The sequence below is a fragment of the Paenisporosarcina quisquiliarum genome, from assembly GCF_027563315.1.
GTDB lineage: Bacteria > Bacillota > Bacilli > Bacillales_A > Planococcaceae > Paenisporosarcina > Paenisporosarcina quisquiliarum.
In genome coordinates, this window is sequence record NZ_JAMKBJ010000002.1 from 197811 (window position 1) to 213450 (window position 15640).

Annotated in this window: 17 protein-coding genes and 1 riboswitch; of the genes, 1 reads left to right on the forward strand and 16 read right to left on the reverse strand. The window is 40.8% G+C overall.

Going from position 1 to position 15640, the window contains the following annotated elements; genetic code table 11:
- Positions 1 to 25 precede the first annotated feature (25 nt).
- The 14 genes from M9R32_RS03210 to M9R32_RS03275 all read right to left on the reverse strand — a co-directional run bounded on the left by M9R32_RS03210 (position 26) and on the right by M9R32_RS03275 (position 12766).
- Positions 26 to 1027, reverse strand: a complete 1002-nt coding sequence (locus tag M9R32_RS03210) for a tetratricopeptide repeat protein (RefSeq protein ID WP_269925308.1) — start codon at positions 1025 to 1027, stop codon at positions 26 to 28.
- Positions 1028 to 1136: 109 nt separating this feature from the next.
- Positions 1137 to 2372, reverse strand: coding sequence for an ATP-binding protein (locus M9R32_RS03215; RefSeq protein WP_269925309.1), 1236 nt, complete (start codon positions 2370 to 2372; stop codon positions 1137 to 1139).
- Between the two features lie 216 nt (positions 2373 to 2588).
- Positions 2589 to 2798, reverse strand: coding sequence for a hypothetical protein (locus M9R32_RS03220; protein ID WP_269925310.1), 210 nt, complete (start codon positions 2796 to 2798; stop codon positions 2589 to 2591).
- Between the two features lie 611 nt (positions 2799 to 3409).
- Positions 3410 to 4363, reverse strand: a complete 954-nt coding sequence (locus M9R32_RS03225) for a hypothetical protein (RefSeq protein ID WP_269925311.1) — start codon at positions 4361 to 4363, stop codon at positions 3410 to 3412.
- An 816-nt stretch (positions 4364 to 5179) separates the two neighbouring features.
- Positions 5180 to 5689 carry a metallophosphoesterase gene (locus tag M9R32_RS03230; RefSeq protein WP_269925312.1) on the reverse strand — a complete coding sequence of 170 codons (510 nt, stop codon included), beginning with the start codon at positions 5687 to 5689 and terminating at the stop codon, positions 5180 to 5182.
- Between the two features lie 12 nt (positions 5690 to 5701).
- A complete protein-coding gene (locus M9R32_RS03235) occupies positions 5702 to 6298 on the reverse strand; it encodes an XTP/dITP diphosphatase (protein ID WP_269925313.1) in 597 nt (198 codons plus the stop codon).
- Complete coding sequence (gene rph, locus M9R32_RS03240) at positions 6295 to 7053, reverse strand: ribonuclease PH (RefSeq protein WP_269925314.1); 759 nt, start codon at positions 7051 to 7053, stop codon at positions 6295 to 6297. Before rph ends, M9R32_RS03235 begins: the two co-directional genes overlap by 4 nt.
- A gap of 100 nt (positions 7054 to 7153) precedes the next feature.
- Positions 7154 to 7951, reverse strand: a complete 798-nt coding sequence (gene racE / locus M9R32_RS03245; protein ID WP_269925315.1) for a glutamate racemase — start codon at positions 7949 to 7951, stop codon at positions 7154 to 7156.
- A 10-nt stretch (positions 7952 to 7961) separates the two neighbouring features.
- Entirely contained in the window at positions 7962 to 8426 is a 465-nt protein-coding gene (locus M9R32_RS03250; protein ID WP_269925316.1) for a MarR family winged helix-turn-helix transcriptional regulator, read from the reverse strand.
- 76 nt (positions 8427 to 8502) lie between these two features.
- Entirely contained in the window at positions 8503 to 8727 is a 225-nt protein-coding gene (locus M9R32_RS03255) for a helix-turn-helix domain-containing protein (protein WP_024534303.1), read from the reverse strand.
- Positions 8728 to 8789: 62 nt separating this feature from the next.
- The gene (locus M9R32_RS03260; RefSeq protein WP_269925317.1) at positions 8790 to 9236 is read right to left on the reverse strand and encodes an acyl-CoA thioesterase; all 447 of its coding nucleotides are present in this window, start codon (positions 9234 to 9236) and stop codon (positions 8790 to 8792) included.
- Positions 9237 to 9564: 328 nt separating this feature from the next.
- The gene (gene sdhB / locus M9R32_RS03265) at positions 9565 to 10338 is read right to left on the reverse strand and encodes a succinate dehydrogenase iron-sulfur subunit (RefSeq protein WP_269925318.1); all 774 of its coding nucleotides are present in this window, start codon (positions 10336 to 10338) and stop codon (positions 9565 to 9567) included.
- Between the two features lie 2 nt (positions 10339 to 10340).
- Positions 10341 to 12101, reverse strand: a complete 1761-nt coding sequence (gene sdhA, locus M9R32_RS03270; protein WP_269925319.1) for a succinate dehydrogenase flavoprotein subunit — start codon at positions 12099 to 12101, stop codon at positions 10341 to 10343.
- 56 nt (positions 12102 to 12157) lie between these two features.
- Positions 12158 to 12766: a succinate dehydrogenase cytochrome b558 subunit gene (locus tag M9R32_RS03275; protein ID WP_269925320.1), complete on the reverse strand. Its 609-nt coding sequence runs from the start codon at positions 12764 to 12766 to the stop codon at positions 12158 to 12160.
- A gap of 275 nt (positions 12767 to 13041) precedes the next feature.
- On the opposite strand from M9R32_RS03275, the gene M9R32_RS03280 reads away from it, so the two are divergent.
- Positions 13042 to 13461: a YslB family protein gene (locus tag M9R32_RS03280; protein WP_269925321.1), complete on the forward strand. Its 420-nt coding sequence runs from the start codon at positions 13042 to 13044 to the stop codon at positions 13459 to 13461.
- 209 nt (positions 13462 to 13670) lie between these two features.
- Here M9R32_RS03280 and M9R32_RS03285 read toward each other — a convergent pair whose 3' ends face one another.
- A complete protein-coding gene (locus M9R32_RS03285) occupies positions 13671 to 14042 on the reverse strand; it encodes a DnaJ family domain-containing protein (protein ID WP_269925322.1) in 372 nt (123 codons plus the stop codon).
- Positions 14043 to 14109: 67 nt separating this feature from the next.
- On the reverse strand, positions 14110 to 15333 hold the full coding sequence (locus M9R32_RS03290) for an aspartate kinase (RefSeq protein ID WP_269925323.1): 1224 nt from the start codon (positions 15331 to 15333) through the stop codon (positions 14110 to 14112).
- A gap of 102 nt (positions 15334 to 15435) precedes the next feature.
- Positions 15436 to 15615, reverse strand: a riboswitch (Lysine riboswitch).
- Positions 15616 to 15640: the final 25 nt, after the last annotated feature.

Below are 15640 nucleotides of genomic sequence, written 5' to 3' on the forward strand. Positions count from 1 at the left end.
TACCCGCTGATACTTTCAACTTTTTTCACATGCTTCGCAATTCGAATAGTACATCAATCCTGACAAGCAAGTCGTACAACTTCCCTTCACAAGTCACTTCTTCCCCCAACATACCGCCGACATAGTTTATGTAAGCTTCAGCCACTTCCTGCTCATCGAACGAAAACCATTCAAATGGATATGTTGCAAATGAGTGACGAATAATCAAATCTTGAACCATTTCCAACTTGGTTGGATTTTGAATGAGTTCCTCTTCAGTCATATTCAAGACAGACTCCACCTTTGATGTTTGTGAAGGATCCACAAGCTCTGCTGGATTAATGACCGTTTGGTAACCGAACTTTTCAATGGATATTTTTCGATTAATACCTTTATGCACCATTAACAACAAAGCGAAGGATTTTGTTATCGGTGAAATCAAATCATCTTCAATAATCGTCACCAGTTCATTTTCAATTGAAGTCAGATCTTCCCCATCCAGTTCAACCAAAAGTTGCTGTTGTTTATCCTCAGGAAATCGTGAAAACGTGTCGTATTGAAACAAACGGACATCAATTTGGTTGTTATGCGGTACATCTTCTAAGATTTGATCACCTTTTTGTTTGGCCACACGTTCATTCAATTTCAGAAGTTGCTCAAATTTATCGAGTTTCTCAACAGGAACTACGCCTTCGTCAAGCAATGATTCTACAATCTCTTTGACCTCACCAAATTGACGGAGCTCCATGAGAATAGTGACATACAACTCCATCGTTTCAAAGTAATAGGTAGGGCCTAACTTCAAAAGTTCTTCACAAACGGTCTTAGCCTCTGCAAATTCCCGGATTTCATACAACGAGTACGCATAGACACCTAGCGTTTGTTCGTCAGCTTCTATGTAAGTCAATGCTTGTCTAATTGAATCCACTGCTAAATCATATTGAAAATCTTCAGCATGTTTGAGTCCTTCAGATATGAGCCTGTCCACCATGCCCGGAAAGACAATGATGTTTTCTTTTTTTTGAAGTTTTCCGTACTTTTTCCGCAATGTGGATTCCGCCTTTCTCTTGCGTATATAGTAGCACAAAATGAAAAATGGATGCGCCTCTCAGCACATCCTTACTTCATTAACTTATTCAATTTGGATTGCGGAAAATTTAAACCGGAATGGTAATCGTGAAAGTTGTTCCTACCCCTTTTTTACTTTCCACATCTATTTTCCCTTTTACTTTACTGATTGTTCCGTATACCATCAGCATGCCTAGCCCTGTACCTTCTTTTTTCGTCGAGTAGTAAGGTTTGCCGAGTTTTTGAATCTCTTCATTTGTCATTCCTACCCCGCTATCTTTAACGGTAATAATGATATTCTGCTCGAGATCATAGACTTCGATTTGTAAAGTTCCACTTTTTTCTTTCATGGATTCGATGCCGTTTTTAAATAAGTTCAAAAGACTTTGCTGCATTTGATTTTTATCGTATTTCAAGTTAAGCGTGTTTGAAAAAGCACATTTGATATCAACCTGGTTCATTCTGGCGAAGGGCATGAGAATATTCTTTACGTAAACAAATTCTTCATGCAAATTCGAATACACCATGTTTTTAGATTGCGGTTTGGCAAATGCCAGAAAATCACTGACAATCTGCTCGGCCCGTTCCAATTCTTTCAGTGAATAATCTATATACATTTTTTCATCTGAAGTAACCGTCTTTGATCCCTTCAAAAGTTGTAAAAAACCATTGGTCACCGTTAGTGGATTCCTAATTTCGTGAGAAACACTTGCTGCAAGCTCACTCATGACATGAAGACGTTCTGCATGAAGGAAATTTTCGCGGTTCTTAATGTTATCCAGCACTTTTTCCACCATCAACATATTCAGGATAATGACGCCCACATGCGTGGTAAGGGAATAAAATGATAAGAGCCAGAATTCCTTCGTCAACTCATCAAAAAATGTGCTGAGCGTCGTCAAATATAGACCCATTGTAAATATCGCCGCGGAAACACCAATGAGTATTCGTTTTTGTGTGTTTACTCGGAGGAATTTTTTGCTGATTAAAGGCACGATTATGAAGATCGCCGTTGAAAATAATAGGGATTGAATCGTTCCCTCTCCGCCAATCATAAAACGATAAACATTCAAAACGATATATAAAGGTAGTACCTTTAAATAACCACCATAAAGAGCGACGATAATAAACGGTATGTATCTTAAATCAAAAATAAATCCTATTTCCAGATGGATCGGATACACCATACACAAAATCATTGAAATAGCGGAGAAGGCAATGAGGAACGCAGTGTTATAAAAATGTCTGCGGTTATCAAAGAAAATGACGAATAACAGAAGAGGAAAAATTAAAAATAAGATATTTAATAACAAAGTTTCTAACACAAAATTCCCTCCTTTCCATTCAAACCATAAAGCTTCTAGGGAGAATTATACTTCTTCTTCGTTCAATGCGACAATGCCGATTTGTCGAATTTTGCAATAAAAAAACCTTCTTTACCAAAGTGAAGTGATATTTATTCGAGACCAATTCACTACTTGATAAAAAAGGTTTTAACGACAACCTACTAAAGTTATAGAAGATTTTTTCATACTGAAAAATCAACGTGAAGCTCTAACTTCAGAACATGCTGGACATTTCTTCTGATTGCTACCTTTAAATTTAGTGAAAGTTTTTTCGAAATTATTTCCACATGAACATTTAAACAGTAGTTTTTGTGAGTATCCTACATACTCTTTAGAAAGTAATGCACAATCTGAATTATTCTTTACATAATCTCTGATATTTTCAATCGTCCATTTTTTATTCATATTAACACCTCCGATATTGATTTCGAATTTAAACACATGAGAAGTTTCGAAAACCTTGCCCATTATACCATTATTTAAGTAACTCCAACTCTGATAAAACATTCAGGCAGAAGGATCATCCAATGATTTGATTATCGGATAATGACTATTATAAGCCACAAAAAAACTTCCTAAATATCATTTAGGAAGTTTTTTCTCAAAGTCTTAATTACGTCCCAGGAGGGATTGGAACCCCCGACCGCGTTCGAAGGGAGTCGCTCAATCCAGCTGTGCTACTGAGACTTGTCTTGCTATGTTGGGCTTTAAGGTTATTTTTGATGATTTGGAATTCGTTCATTTTACGTTTTCGAACCGAAACTACCTACATTAATATGTTAACACTAAAAACCGAGTAGTTGGAAGCTTTATTATATTATTAGGTTTACAATGTTAGAGTTTGGTATGCCTACGATCCTCCACTATATATTCAATCCCATGTATTGGGTTCCAGCTTGCCCCTCAACCTTTGACTTCACTCTTAATAGGCCACTCCCGCAGCTTACGAGTCACCAACCTTCACATCTTTTCACGCAAAAAACGCTCAAACAGGGAGTTTGAACGCATCATTAACACTATTCTTGAGTGATATAAGAGTTACTGATAAACTCCTGTAGCTCTTCGTCCGTCATTCTGCCACCATTAGTACCTTGTTGTGTGTTACGAATACTGTCTCTAAACCGTCTTATTTGGTCGACTTCTTCTCTCGTCCGAATAATTAAGTATTGTTTTTGCGTAAGGCCCTCGTCTTTAATTTCCTCTTGATAAATGAGTTTCTTATTTACAAAACCGTTCTCAATTTCTCTTCTTTTGTGTAAATCTGTGTCATTATCGCGATGATATTCTTGTCTACGGATCGCCACAACGTCAGATAAGTATTTCAAAGGACTGTAAGCGTATTCCGCTACTACAATGTCTTTGGGGATTAGCACAATCGGTCTGCCGTCTGCAGTTGCAGGTAGCATTTCTGTGATAGTCTCCCAACTCCGGGAATTATGGTTCCAAAACGGCCTTTCAAGCTCTACCGTTCTGTTAATGTCGTGCTTTGCACACTGCTCAACAGTAAAAAGAATTAACTCCTTCTTTAGCAAACTAGCAACTAAGTCCGAAAGGTAGTCAGGCCCAAACTTCGGTACAAAAATACATAAATCCTCGACTTTTTCTACAATGCCTCCCCCAAGTATACCCTCTCGCACAACATAATTAAAAACTTCGGTCAACGATGTTTCCGTATTGCCGTTTCCTCTTGGTCTACTAGTCGAATAGCCTAAGAATATTTCGTTAGACTCGTTAGAAGAATTAAATATGGCTTGCGCTAATCGTAAATCGCCATTCTCATAGTAAGTCAAAGTCGTTGTGATAAAACTTTGAACTATCGAGTGCCAATTTTTGAAACGTTCATTTCTAGACACAGCCATAACCGTCGGGTCTAAAAACAACTGATTATCCGTATCTAACCGTACATCAACAAACTCTAAATCGCTTTGCTGATTAGGCGTAATGCTAAAATGCTCTGAAAACCTTACCAATAAAATTCCTCCTTTTAAGTAAAACAAATCTTTATACCTGTTGTAACCAGTAAAATTTTTAACTCCTGATTTTATAATAGAACTTTTCTATCAAAAAACCAACAGAAAAGCCTTTATTTTCTAATTATTCGTGCTAGTTTAACATTTTTCGCTATTGGCGATTAAATCCCGAACATAATACTAACTAAATCACTATTCACTTCAAACAATCCTGTTTCTGTCATAACAAAAAATCCTCCATTCAATTGAAATGGAAGATAGTTTCGTATCATATATCACATAAAATGATAGGAATAAAAAAGGGATTAAGTCACTTGGACCGAAGCCCTGACCTAATCCCAACCCATTAACAAACTTCGTCAAGGGTTCTTAACCTTTTTTAATTACGTCCCAGGAGGGATTCGAACCCCCGACCGACGCCTTAGCTTACCACTATAGCTTTCGCTACCAATGAACATTGTTTGTAGTCTGGACTATATCTTCACCATTGCAGGTGCGACACGTGTAGTCTCTACGGAACCTCACGTCGTTAGACGATTTTCAGCATTCTTACCATTACGTATGTAATCATTCAGATTGCCTCTTCTTCACTTTCGCGAAGCGTAAGTTTCCTCGGTATTGCCATCAGCATGATCTGTTAAGGTTTCACCGATATAGTGTCGTCCACTCTACAGGTTCTTTTTTCCCTGTAAAGGCTCCTAATAAATTGAAGGGCGTTGCTCTATCCAGCTGAGCTACTGAGACTTGTGTGTTTCAGTTCATTTCAGAAATGAAAGACAATACTTATTATAGAAATGCTACCACCAAAAGTCAACGTTATTTTTCAGTAATTTCAAAAGTTACTTGTTCAAGCTTTTCATGTTCATCCGAAAAGAATGTCACAGTCCATTCTACTGGGGACTTTTCAATGATTGCATAGCTTTTTTCCAAACGCCCTCTTGGAAATTCCAAACTTCCCGGATTGACAAATACAGTGCCGTCAATCTGTTCTGCACCCAGTAAATGCGAATGACCGAACAATACCAAGTCAGCGTCATATTCCTGAGCACGATAACTGATTGGCAGCATGGTCGATTTTACTTGTAATAAATGACCATGCGCCATAAAAATTTTCATACCGTTTATTTCAGTAACTACTTCTTCGGGATATGAGGAATCCCAATCGCAATTTCCTCGGACAACAAAGGCTGCATCCAGTGATGCATGACTTGCATCTAGTTCGCTATCTCCGCAATGAAAAATTGCATCTACTGTGCCGACATGTTGTCTTACCTGATCAATTGTCTTCACTTCTCCATGAGTATCACTCATGACTAAAATACGCATGTCCTCGCCACCTTATTTCAACAAGTTGGGTAATTCAGCTTCAATTTTTTTAATGGCATTCCCACGGTGTGAAATTGCCGCTTTTTCTGAGGGCTGTAATTCAGCCATCATTTTGCCGAGTGTCGGCACAAAGAAAATCGGATCGTAGCCAAAGCCATTCGTACCCTTCTTTTCGTGTGCAATAACGCCTTCACACGTTCCAAACGTAGTCTTAGTCTGCATATTTGGACCTGCCAATGCAATCGCGCAGCAAAAACGAGCTGTCCGTTTTTCGTCTTCTACACCTTCAAGTTCGTTCAGCACTTTTTGCATGTTGGCTTCATCACTTTTCTCTACTCCCGCATAACGAGCAGAATAGACGCCTGGCGCGCCATTTAAAGCGTCAATTGCAAGACCGCTGTCATCGGCTAAGACGAATGTTTGTAAGCGCTCAGCAAGCGCCTCCGCTTTCAGAATCGCATTTTCTTCAAACGTTGTGCCGGTTTCTTCAACGTCCATGTCATTCGCCACATCATGGAGCGTTAAAACTTCATAACCATACGGGTTGAAAATCGCTTCGAAGTCTTTCGCTTTGCCTTTGTTTTTCGTTGCAATGATTACTTGTTTCATGACAATGCCCCTTGCCTCGTGCTGATTCGGTCAGCTATTTCACCAAGTACTTCTTTTTGAATGGCAATTAACTGTTGAATACCTTCATCTCCAAGATCGAGCATTTCATTCAGTTGTTGTCTTGTAAACGTTGCTTCTTCCCCGGTACCTTGAAGTTCCACAAATTGACCAGAACCCGTCTGGATAATATTCATATCGACATTTGCCGAAGAATCTTCAATGTAGTTTAAATCAAGAATCGCTCCAAGTTCAGCATCAATTCCTACGCTCGTCGCAGCAAGAAAATCCGTTACAGGGAATTCAGGTAGCTGCTTGTCATCTTGTAACTTAGCAATCGCCATCGTCATCGCAACAAATGCACCTGTAATCGATGCTGTACGTGTCCCGCCGTCTGCCTGGATTACGTCACAGTCAATCCACAATGTACGCTCGCCTAAAGCTTCTAGATTTACGACTGCTCTCAAAGCTCGTCCAATGAGACGTTGAATTTCCATCGTACGTCCACCAATTTTGCCTTTTGACGCCTCACGTTGTGTTCGTGAACCTGTCGCTCTTGGAAGCATCGAATATTCAGCCGTGATCCATCCTTTGCCTTGTCCACGTAAAAAATGGGGTACGCGATCTTCAATCGTTGCTGTACAGATTACTTTTGTCTGTCCTACCGTTATTAATACGGAACCTTCCGGATGTACCAAGTAATCCGTCTCGATTTTTACAGGTCTCAGTTGTTTAGCATTTCGTCCATCATGTCTCATATGGTAATTGCCTCCTTATATACATTCGCGCACTTATCGTATCACATAAGCTTTAAACGAATCAAAACCCGGAAATTCCTTTTACAAGGAATTCCAGGTTTTATTGAAATGATATTTGTTGAATCGTTGGGTTTTCGATTTCAAGCCATTTCGTAATAATGGTCTTGAACATCGGTATGGAACCTGTTGTATAAAATATGTGTGGCTGCTCGCTTGGTAGTTCTCTTTGCTTCTGGTAATAGTTGAGGATTGCGTCCACTTCGTCTGCCGTTTCTTCGGCTGATGAAAGAACTTTCACATGCGGACCAACCGCTTGTTCAATATGATCCTGTAATAAAGGGTAATGTGTACACCCCAAAATTAACGTATCAAATGATTCTTTTTGCAGTGGTTCAAGTGTTTTCTCAACTAAGGCTTTCGCAAAGTCACCTTCATATTCGCCACTTTCAACAAGTGGTACGAATGCGGGGCAAGCAAGTGGAACAGTATGACATGAAGACGATAATGCCTTCAAAGCCAACTCGTAAGCACCACTATGAATCGTACCTACTGTACCTAAAATACAGACTTCAGAACGTCTTGTTGCTTTTATAGCTGCTCGGGCCCCGGGGAAAATAACCCCTACGACAGGGAACGGGCAATATTTTTGTAAGGATTCAAGTGCGACCGCTGTTGCTGTATTACACGCGACAACGAGCATTTTTATGGATTGCGCTTTTAGTGCTTCCGCCATTTGCCATGTGAATTTCCGCACTTCAGTTGCTGAACGCGGTCCATATGGGCATCTCGCTGTATCTCCAATGTAGAGGAATTGCTCATTGGGCAATCGTCGCATAAGTTCTTTGACAACTGTTAAGCCGCCAACACCTGAATCGATCACGCCGATGGGTGCATTCACGAGATTCGCCTCAATCCTCTTTCATTTCTACATGAAGTTTTTGAAGAAGGCTCGACAATTGTTGCACTTCTGACGCATCAAAATCTGTAAGAATATCTTGCAAATAATCTTGACGTTTTTGAATAACTTCTTCAATCACGCGCTCGCCTTCTTTTAATAAATGAATGCGAACGACGCGTCGATCTTGCTCATCACGTACACGCATGACAAGTTGGTTCTTTTCCATCCGGTCGACTAAATCCGTCGTCGTACTGAATGCCAAATACATTTTTGTCGAAAGATCGCCAATTGTCATGTCCCCATGTTCAAACAACCATTGCAATGCAACGAACTGAGGTGGCGTTACTGTATAGTTACTTAAAATCTGACGACCTTTTTGTTTGATAATGCCTGATATATAACGAAGCTCTTTTTCCAGGAAAGCTACTTGTTCCTGGTTATGGTGAAGTTCCTTGTTCGAAATTTGCTCTGTCATGTGCTAAATCCACTCCCTGAATACGTTTACTTGTGTATTCATTGTGACGTTTTTTGCGGAAATTGGCAAGACCTACTCAGTCTAGTGCTAATTCGCCGAGTCGTAAAAGTTCGAGTATTGCTTGTGATCTCCCGGATACACCCAACTTCTGGATGGTATTCGAGATGTGATTTCTCACGGTTTTCTCACTGATTTTGAGTTGAATGGAAATATCTTTCGTTGAATAATCACGCACTAACAATTGAAAAATTTCTCTTTCTCGTCCGGTTAATAATGAACGATGATGTGCTCGTTCTGACAAAATACGCCCCTCCTATCCACTCTTCCTTGTAACGTATGTCAGAAGATAAAAGGCGGTGACGGCTAATTGGGTAGGAATAACGATTTTTCTTCTTCCGTCCACGGAAAACCTTTGCCAGTTGTCTTGCTTATCTGCACAATTGTTCCTCTACCTGTGAAAACGGTCTGCCCTTTTTCGTTTGTTGCATGGTAATGAATATCCACTGAAGAGGAACCCACCGAATCTGCCTTTACATGAATTTGAAGCTTTTCATCAAAGAAAACCTGTTTTACATAATCGCATTGTAAGTCCGCAACAACCGGGATTGTCGTCCCATTAGGATCCAGCCAATCATTCATCAAGCCAATGTGCTTGAAATATTCGATTCGCGCATACTCGAAATACGAAAAATTATATGTATTGTTCAAATGCCCATACATATCCGTTTCACTGAAACGCACTTGTACGGGTACTGAAAACTTAAAACCACTTACCCACTGCTCTGGGTCTTGTATATAAGATGCACGCATGATGGAAAACTCCTTTGATTATCGTATTTTATGAATGGTGATTCATTGTTAATATTATTGTAACAAAGTTTCAATAGATGAGGAAGGATTTGGGAGAGTGGAATTTGTGTGAACTGGGGCAACTTGATTTTGGAGCAACTTTGGCTGTTTTGGAGCAACTTTCAGGATTTGGGAGCAACTTCTGCACTTTTTGGAGCAACTTTTGGGATTTGGGAGCAACTAACCAATTCCCTCCTAATTCTAAACTCCGTACGGACGCAACTGTACTCTTCCCTAAACAAAAAGCAGCCCCCCGCAAATTGCGGGAGGCTGACAAATTAAGCTCTTCTTAGTCAACCATGTGGTCGCTTCCGAAGAAGTTTTTGAACATTTGAACCGTAGTGTCACGGTTTAAAGCTGCGATCGAAGTTGTCAAAGGAATTCCTTTTGGACACGCGACTACACAGTTTTGTGAGTTACCACAGTTTGCAAGGCCACCTTCACCCATAATAGCGTTCAGGCGCTCGTCTTTGTTCATTGCACCAGTTGGATGCGCATTGAAAAGACGTACTTGTGATAACGGTGCTGGACCCATGAAGTCTGAACCGCTATTAACGTTCGGACAAGCTTCTAGACATACACCACAAGTCATACATTTTGATAATTCGTAAGCCCATTGACGTTTGCGCTCTGGCATACGTGGACCTTCACCAAGATCATACGTACCATCGATTGGAACCCAAGCTTTCACTTTTTTCAATGAATCGAACATGCGTGAACGGTCTACGATTAAATCGCGTACCACAGGGAATGTTCTCATTGGTTCCAAACGCACTGGTTGTTCCAATTGGTCGATTAGAGCTGTACATGATTGACGAGGTCTACCGTTGATGACCATCGAACAAGCACCACAAACTTCTTCCAAACAGTTCATATCCCAGTTTACTGGAGTTGTTAATTTGCCGTCAGCATTGATTGGGTTACGGCGAATTTCCATTAAAGCAGAAATAACGTTCATGTTTGGACGATATTCAAGCTCGAACTTTTCCCAATAAGGCGTAGCATCCGTTGTATCCTGGCGAAGGATCTCGAGAACGACTGTTTTAGTAGCTGTTGCACTCATTCTTAATGATCCCCTTTCTTCGCTGAATAGTCACGTTTACGTGGAGGAATCAGAGAAACATCGATATCTTCATAATGGAAGATCGGCGCGCCTGTCGCAGGATCAAACTTCGCCATCGTTGTTTTCATGAATTGCTCATCATTACGCTCTGGGAAATCCGGTTTGTAGTGAGCTCCGCGGCTCTCATCACGGTTAAGTGCTCCCAGGGTAATTACACGTGCCAAGTATAGCATGTTTTTCAACTGACGCGTAAATGTCGCACCTTGGTTTGACCATTTTTGAGTGTCGTTGATATTAATGTTGTTATAACGCTCAAGAAGTTCCTGAATTTTTTCATCTGTTGCTTTCAAGCGGTCGTTGTAACGTACAACTGTTACGTTGTCCGTCATCCACTCACCAAGCTCTTTATGCAACACGTATGCATTTTCAGTACCGTTCAACGCTAATGTGTCATCCCACTTTTGTTGTTCAGCAGCGATGTGTGCATCGAAAATCGTTGAAGGCATATCTTCAGCATGCTTATCCAAATTGTTCATATAGTGAACTGCGTTTGGACCGGCAACCATCCCACCATAAATTGCTGATAGTAATGAGTTTGCTCCAAGACGGTTTGCACCATGTTGAGAGTAATCACATTCACCTGCTGCAAATAATCCAGGAATGCTTGTCATTTGATCATAATCTACCCATAATCCGCCCATTGAGTAATGAACAGCCGGGAAAATTTTCATTGGTACTTTACGTGGGTCGTCGCCCATGAATTTCTCATAGATTTCGATGATTCCACCAAGTTTGATATCCAGTTCTTTAGGGTCTTTGTGAGAAAGATCCAAGTACACCATGTTTTCGCCGTTAATCCCAAGTTTTTGGTTTACACACACATCGAAAATTTCGCGTGTCGCGATATCACGTGGCACTAAGTTACCGTAAGCAGGATATTTTTCTTCTAGGAAATACCAAGGTTTTCCGTCTTTATAAGTCCAAACACGTCCACCTTCACCACGAGCTGATTCAGACATCAGACGAAGCTTGTCATCCCCAGGAATCGCAGTCGGGTGAATTTGAATGAATTCACCATTTGCATAATGTGCTCCTTGTTGATATACAATCGAAGCTGCAGAACCTGTGTTAATAACAGAGTTCGTAGATTTTCCGAAAATAATACCAGGACCACCAGTAGCCATAATAACAGCGTCTCCGCGGAATGCGCGGATTTCCATTGTTGTTAAGCTTTGTGCCATAACGCCGCGACATACGCCGTCGTCATCAAGAATCGCACCAAGGAATTCCCATCCTTCGTACTTCGTTACAAGTCCGTCAACTTCATAGCGACGTACTTGCTCGTCTAGTGCGTACAATAATTGTTGGCCAGTTGTAGCGCCAGCAAATGCTGTACGATGGTGCATTGTTCCACCAAAACGGCGGAAGTCCAATAATCCTTCAGGTGTACGGTTAAACATAACACCCATGCGGTCTAGTAAATGAATGATACTAGGTGCCGCTTCAGTCATTGCTTGTACAGGTGGTTGGTTTGCTAAGAAATCTCCACCATATACTGTATCGTCAAAGTGAATAGCAGGTGAATCGCCTTCACCTTTTGTATTTACAGCTCCATTGATCCCGCCTTGTGCACACACTGAGTGTGAGCGTTTAACAGGAACTAGAGAAAATAATTCAACAGGCGTGCCTTCTTCGGCCGCTTTAATTGTTGCCATTAAACCGGCAAGACCGCCGCCGACAACAATCAATTTACTTTTTGCCATGATTCTTCTCACTCCTCTTTTTAGTAGTAGTCAAGCGCTTTCAATTAATATACTTTTTACACGAATGCAAGAAGTGCTTGAACGCCAACTACTGTCAATGCTAAGAAGATACCTATTGTCACGTAAGTTGAAATTCTTTGTGACGTAGGAGATTGAGTGATACCCCAGCTTACTAGGAATGACCAGATACCATTTGCAAAGTGGAAAGTTGCAGTTACAACACCCAGTACATAGAATGCAAACATAAATGGATTCGCTAAAATATCAGCCATCATATTAAAGTTAACTTCCGCACCCAAAGCTGCTTGGAAACGAGTTTCAAATACATGCCATGCAATGAACACGACAAGGAAAACTCCGGAAAAACGTTGCAAAACAAACATCCAGTTACGGAACGTACCGTAGCGTTGTGGATTGTTTTTCGCAGTAAATGCTATGTAGAGACCATAGAATGCATGGAACATTAATGGTAAGAAAATCACAAACCACTCTAAGAAAAAGCGGAACGGAAGACTTTCCATAAAATGAGCTGCAGTGTTGAATGACTCTTCGCCTCTAGTTGCGAAATGGTTAACAACGAAATGTTGCGTCATGAACAATCCTACTGGAATGATTCCAAGTAAAGAATGCAAACGGCGCAAATAAAATTCACGATCTTTCGACAAGACTGTTACCCCCCTCAGTACTGAAAATAGGCAGACAAGATCAGACCTTCGAATGGAACGAAAGCAACATTGACTGCATATCTCATCATGGTACAATATTATGACATGTTTATTGTACTCCCATCATAAGGGAGCGTCAAGGCAAGGTAGCCCACTACATAAGGCATTTAAATGCAGGTAAATTCTCGTTTCTGCAGCATTTTCACTACCTCGTCCATGAAAAATTCTTATATTAAAAAAGTTTGAAGGCAATTTAGCCAGAAAGCGGGATTCATATGACAATGACAGAGACAAATAAGGTACCCACTTTTGGTTACGAATTAATTCGAGATCACGTACTTTCGACAATTTTAGGCAAACATGAAGAGGATATTTTATATTGGGCTGGAAAAGATTTAGCCCGCAAGTTCCAGATGTTTTCCATGGAAGAAACGATTTCATTTTTCGAGGAAGCTGGATGGGGACAATTGAAGCTAGAACAGCTTTCAAAGGATGAAGCCTTTTATGTCTTAACGGGCGACCCGGACGCTCTTCAAATCGACAAACGTTGTTTCCGTCTAGAAGCTGGATTTTTAGCACAGCAACAACAGAAGTTGAGTGGCTTCATGACCGAATGTTTCGAAGAGAAGTTCGTGAAAAAGAACACAGTCCAATTTCATATTAAATGGGACTTGAAAGAAAAAGTTAACTCCTAGATACGCATGCACCATTTTAGGTGCATGCTGTTTTTTTGAGCTTTTTCAGACGTGAGCTTTGTTTTTTCAGACGTCACTGCTTTTTTTCAGACGTCAACGTAATAAATTTCGACTGAGCAACCATTCAGTGACTTCAAGATTACTACTTTTACGACGATTTCAACCAGAAAGCGGGCAGACACTTCCAATTGGAGTGTCTGCCCGCTTTTTCAATCCCACTTCAAACGATCATCCAATTGGGATTGATATTGTTTAAAGGCACTGCTATTAGTTTTCATGCCTTTTTTCGATAACATTCGGTTCAGTTGTGTAAGTCTTTGATTATACTGCTGTTCCAGCTCTGTTCTTTCGCGTTGTGTGGCTTTTTTCATTTGACTCTGCAAGTCGCTCATTTCTTCTTTTACAAATTGAGCTTCATCGTCATGTCCCGAGTTCTTCAAAATGCGCATGATCATACGAATATCTTCTGGATAATGGGCAAATTCATCTGGCGGCAACGGCTTTCCCGCTCCCGGCAAATTGTCAAACTGTCCTTCACGTTGTGCTTTTTTGATTAAATCCTCCACCATATGCCAGTTCATTTCTTTCACTGCCTCTCATGATGATAATGAAACTATTAACCTACTTCCATCATACCATGAAATGTTTTTACACTCGAACTGCAGCTAATCCAAATTCATCATGCAATGCATTAGTCGCTTGCAACATGGCGCTTTCAGGCACAACAACCGAAACTTTAATTTCTGAAGTACTGACCATTTTCACCGGAATTCCTTCTTTGCGAAGGCGATCGAACATTTGGGCAGCAACACCAGGATTTGAAACCATCCCTGAACCCACAATCGACACTTTGGCCAAGCCTACTTCAAAATTGGTGGATTGGTATCCGAGTTCCGCTTTCTTACTTTCCAACACTTGAATGGTTTCTGCAAAATCCTCTTTTTTAATGGAAAATGAAACGCTTGGTTGCACGCCCTCCATAATGCTTTGGACAATGATATCTACGTTTACATGATGTTTTGCAAGTGTAGTGAAGATTTTTGCCAGTGAGCCGTTAAAAGGCACTTCATACCCTACTGTTATCCTTACGATTTCTGGTTCAAATGCGACACCACGCACAACTAAGTTTTTTTCCATCGTTGGTTCCTCCAATAATATGGTCCCTGTATCTTCACTTAAACTCGAGCGGACACTGAGTGGCATGCAATAATTTTTAGCAAATTCAACTGCTCTCGGATGCAAAACCCCTGCTCCTAAGTTAGCTAGTTCGAGCATTTCGTCATAAGATAACTCCTGCAATTTTCGTGCCCCATCCACGTATCGCGGATCTGAGGTATAAATCCCATCAACATCGGTATAGATATCGCATTGTTCAGCTCTTAATGCTGCTGCAATTGCAACAGCCGTCGTATCGGAGCCACCACGGCCGAGAGTTGTAATCTCTCCGTACGCATCCAATCCCTGGAATCCGGCAACAACTACCACTTTACCGTCCGATAAAGCCTGTTCCATGCGAACCGTATCGATATGTTCAATACGTGCGTTGCGATGAACGGATTCCGTTCCGATTCCTGCCTGCCAACCTGTAAACGAAACCGCATCCTGCCCCATATGTTGTAATGCCATTGTCAACAAAGCGATCGTTACTTGTTCGCCTGTCGACAATAACATATCCATTTCACGTTTTGATGGTTCTGCTGATAAATCACCAGCCAGACTCATTAATTCATCTGTCGTTTTTCCCATAGCAGAAACCACCACGACAATTTCATGACCTTTCGCAGTTTCACCTATAATACGTTTTGCAACGTTACGGATTCTTTCCGTATTTCCGACTGATGTTCCACCAAATTTCATGACAATACGACTCAATGTAAACTCTCCCTTATTTCCAAAGAAGCTAAAAAAGACAGCCTATCCACGGGTGATCCGTGAAAAGCTGTCTCCATGCATGTACGTTCAAAAGAAGCGTCCATGTGAGATAGCCCTCCAGAATCGATTAGATTCTGACAATCCTGCATTTGTTCAATGCAAAACCAGCGCGACATCAGAAACAGTATGTCGAACTTCGGCGAATTTCCCTTTCACTTTCCTTCAATGGATCTGTTCATCCTCGAGAAAGTTACTGTTGATTTTCGCGCCTCTATCACCACTTATTATTGTTTGTTCAAAAAAAGCA

Bases quoted from the DNA above. Each gene is read 5' to 3' on its own strand.
- M9R32_RS03220 (WP_269925310.1), bottom strand. From the start codon at position 2,798: ATGAATAAAAAATGGACGATTGAAAATATCAGAGATTATGTAAAGAAT.
- M9R32_RS03230 (WP_269925312.1), bottom strand. From the start codon at position 5,689: ATGCGTATTTTAGTCATGAGTGATACTCATGGAGAAGTGAAGACAATT.
- M9R32_RS03235 (WP_269925313.1), bottom strand. From the start codon at position 6,298: ATGAAACAAGTAATCATTGCAACGAAAAACAAAGGCAAAGCGAAAGAC.
- rph (WP_269925314.1), bottom strand. From the start codon at position 7,053: ATGAGACATGATGGACGAAATGCTAAACAACTGAGACCTGTAAAAATC.
- M9R32_RS03250 (WP_269925316.1), bottom strand. From the start codon at position 8,426: ATGACAGAGCAAATTTCGAACAAGGAACTTCACCATAACCAGGAACAA.
- M9R32_RS03260 (WP_269925317.1), bottom strand. From the start codon at position 9,236: ATGCGTGCATCTTATATACAAGACCCAGAGCAGTGGGTAAGTGGTTTT.
- sdhB (WP_269925318.1), bottom strand. From the start codon at position 10,338: ATGAGTGCAACAGCTACTAAAACAGTCGTTCTCGAGATCCTTCGCCAG.
- sdhA (WP_269925319.1), bottom strand. From the start codon at position 12,101: ATGGCAAAAAGTAAATTGATTGTTGTCGGCGGCGGTCTTGCCGGTTTA.
- M9R32_RS03280 (WP_269925321.1), top strand. From the start codon at position 13,042: ATGACAATGACAGAGACAAATAAGGTACCCACTTTTGGTTACGAATTA.
- M9R32_RS03285 (WP_269925322.1), bottom strand. From the start codon at position 14,042: ATGAACTGGCATATGGTGGAGGATTTAATCAAAAAAGCACAACGTGAA.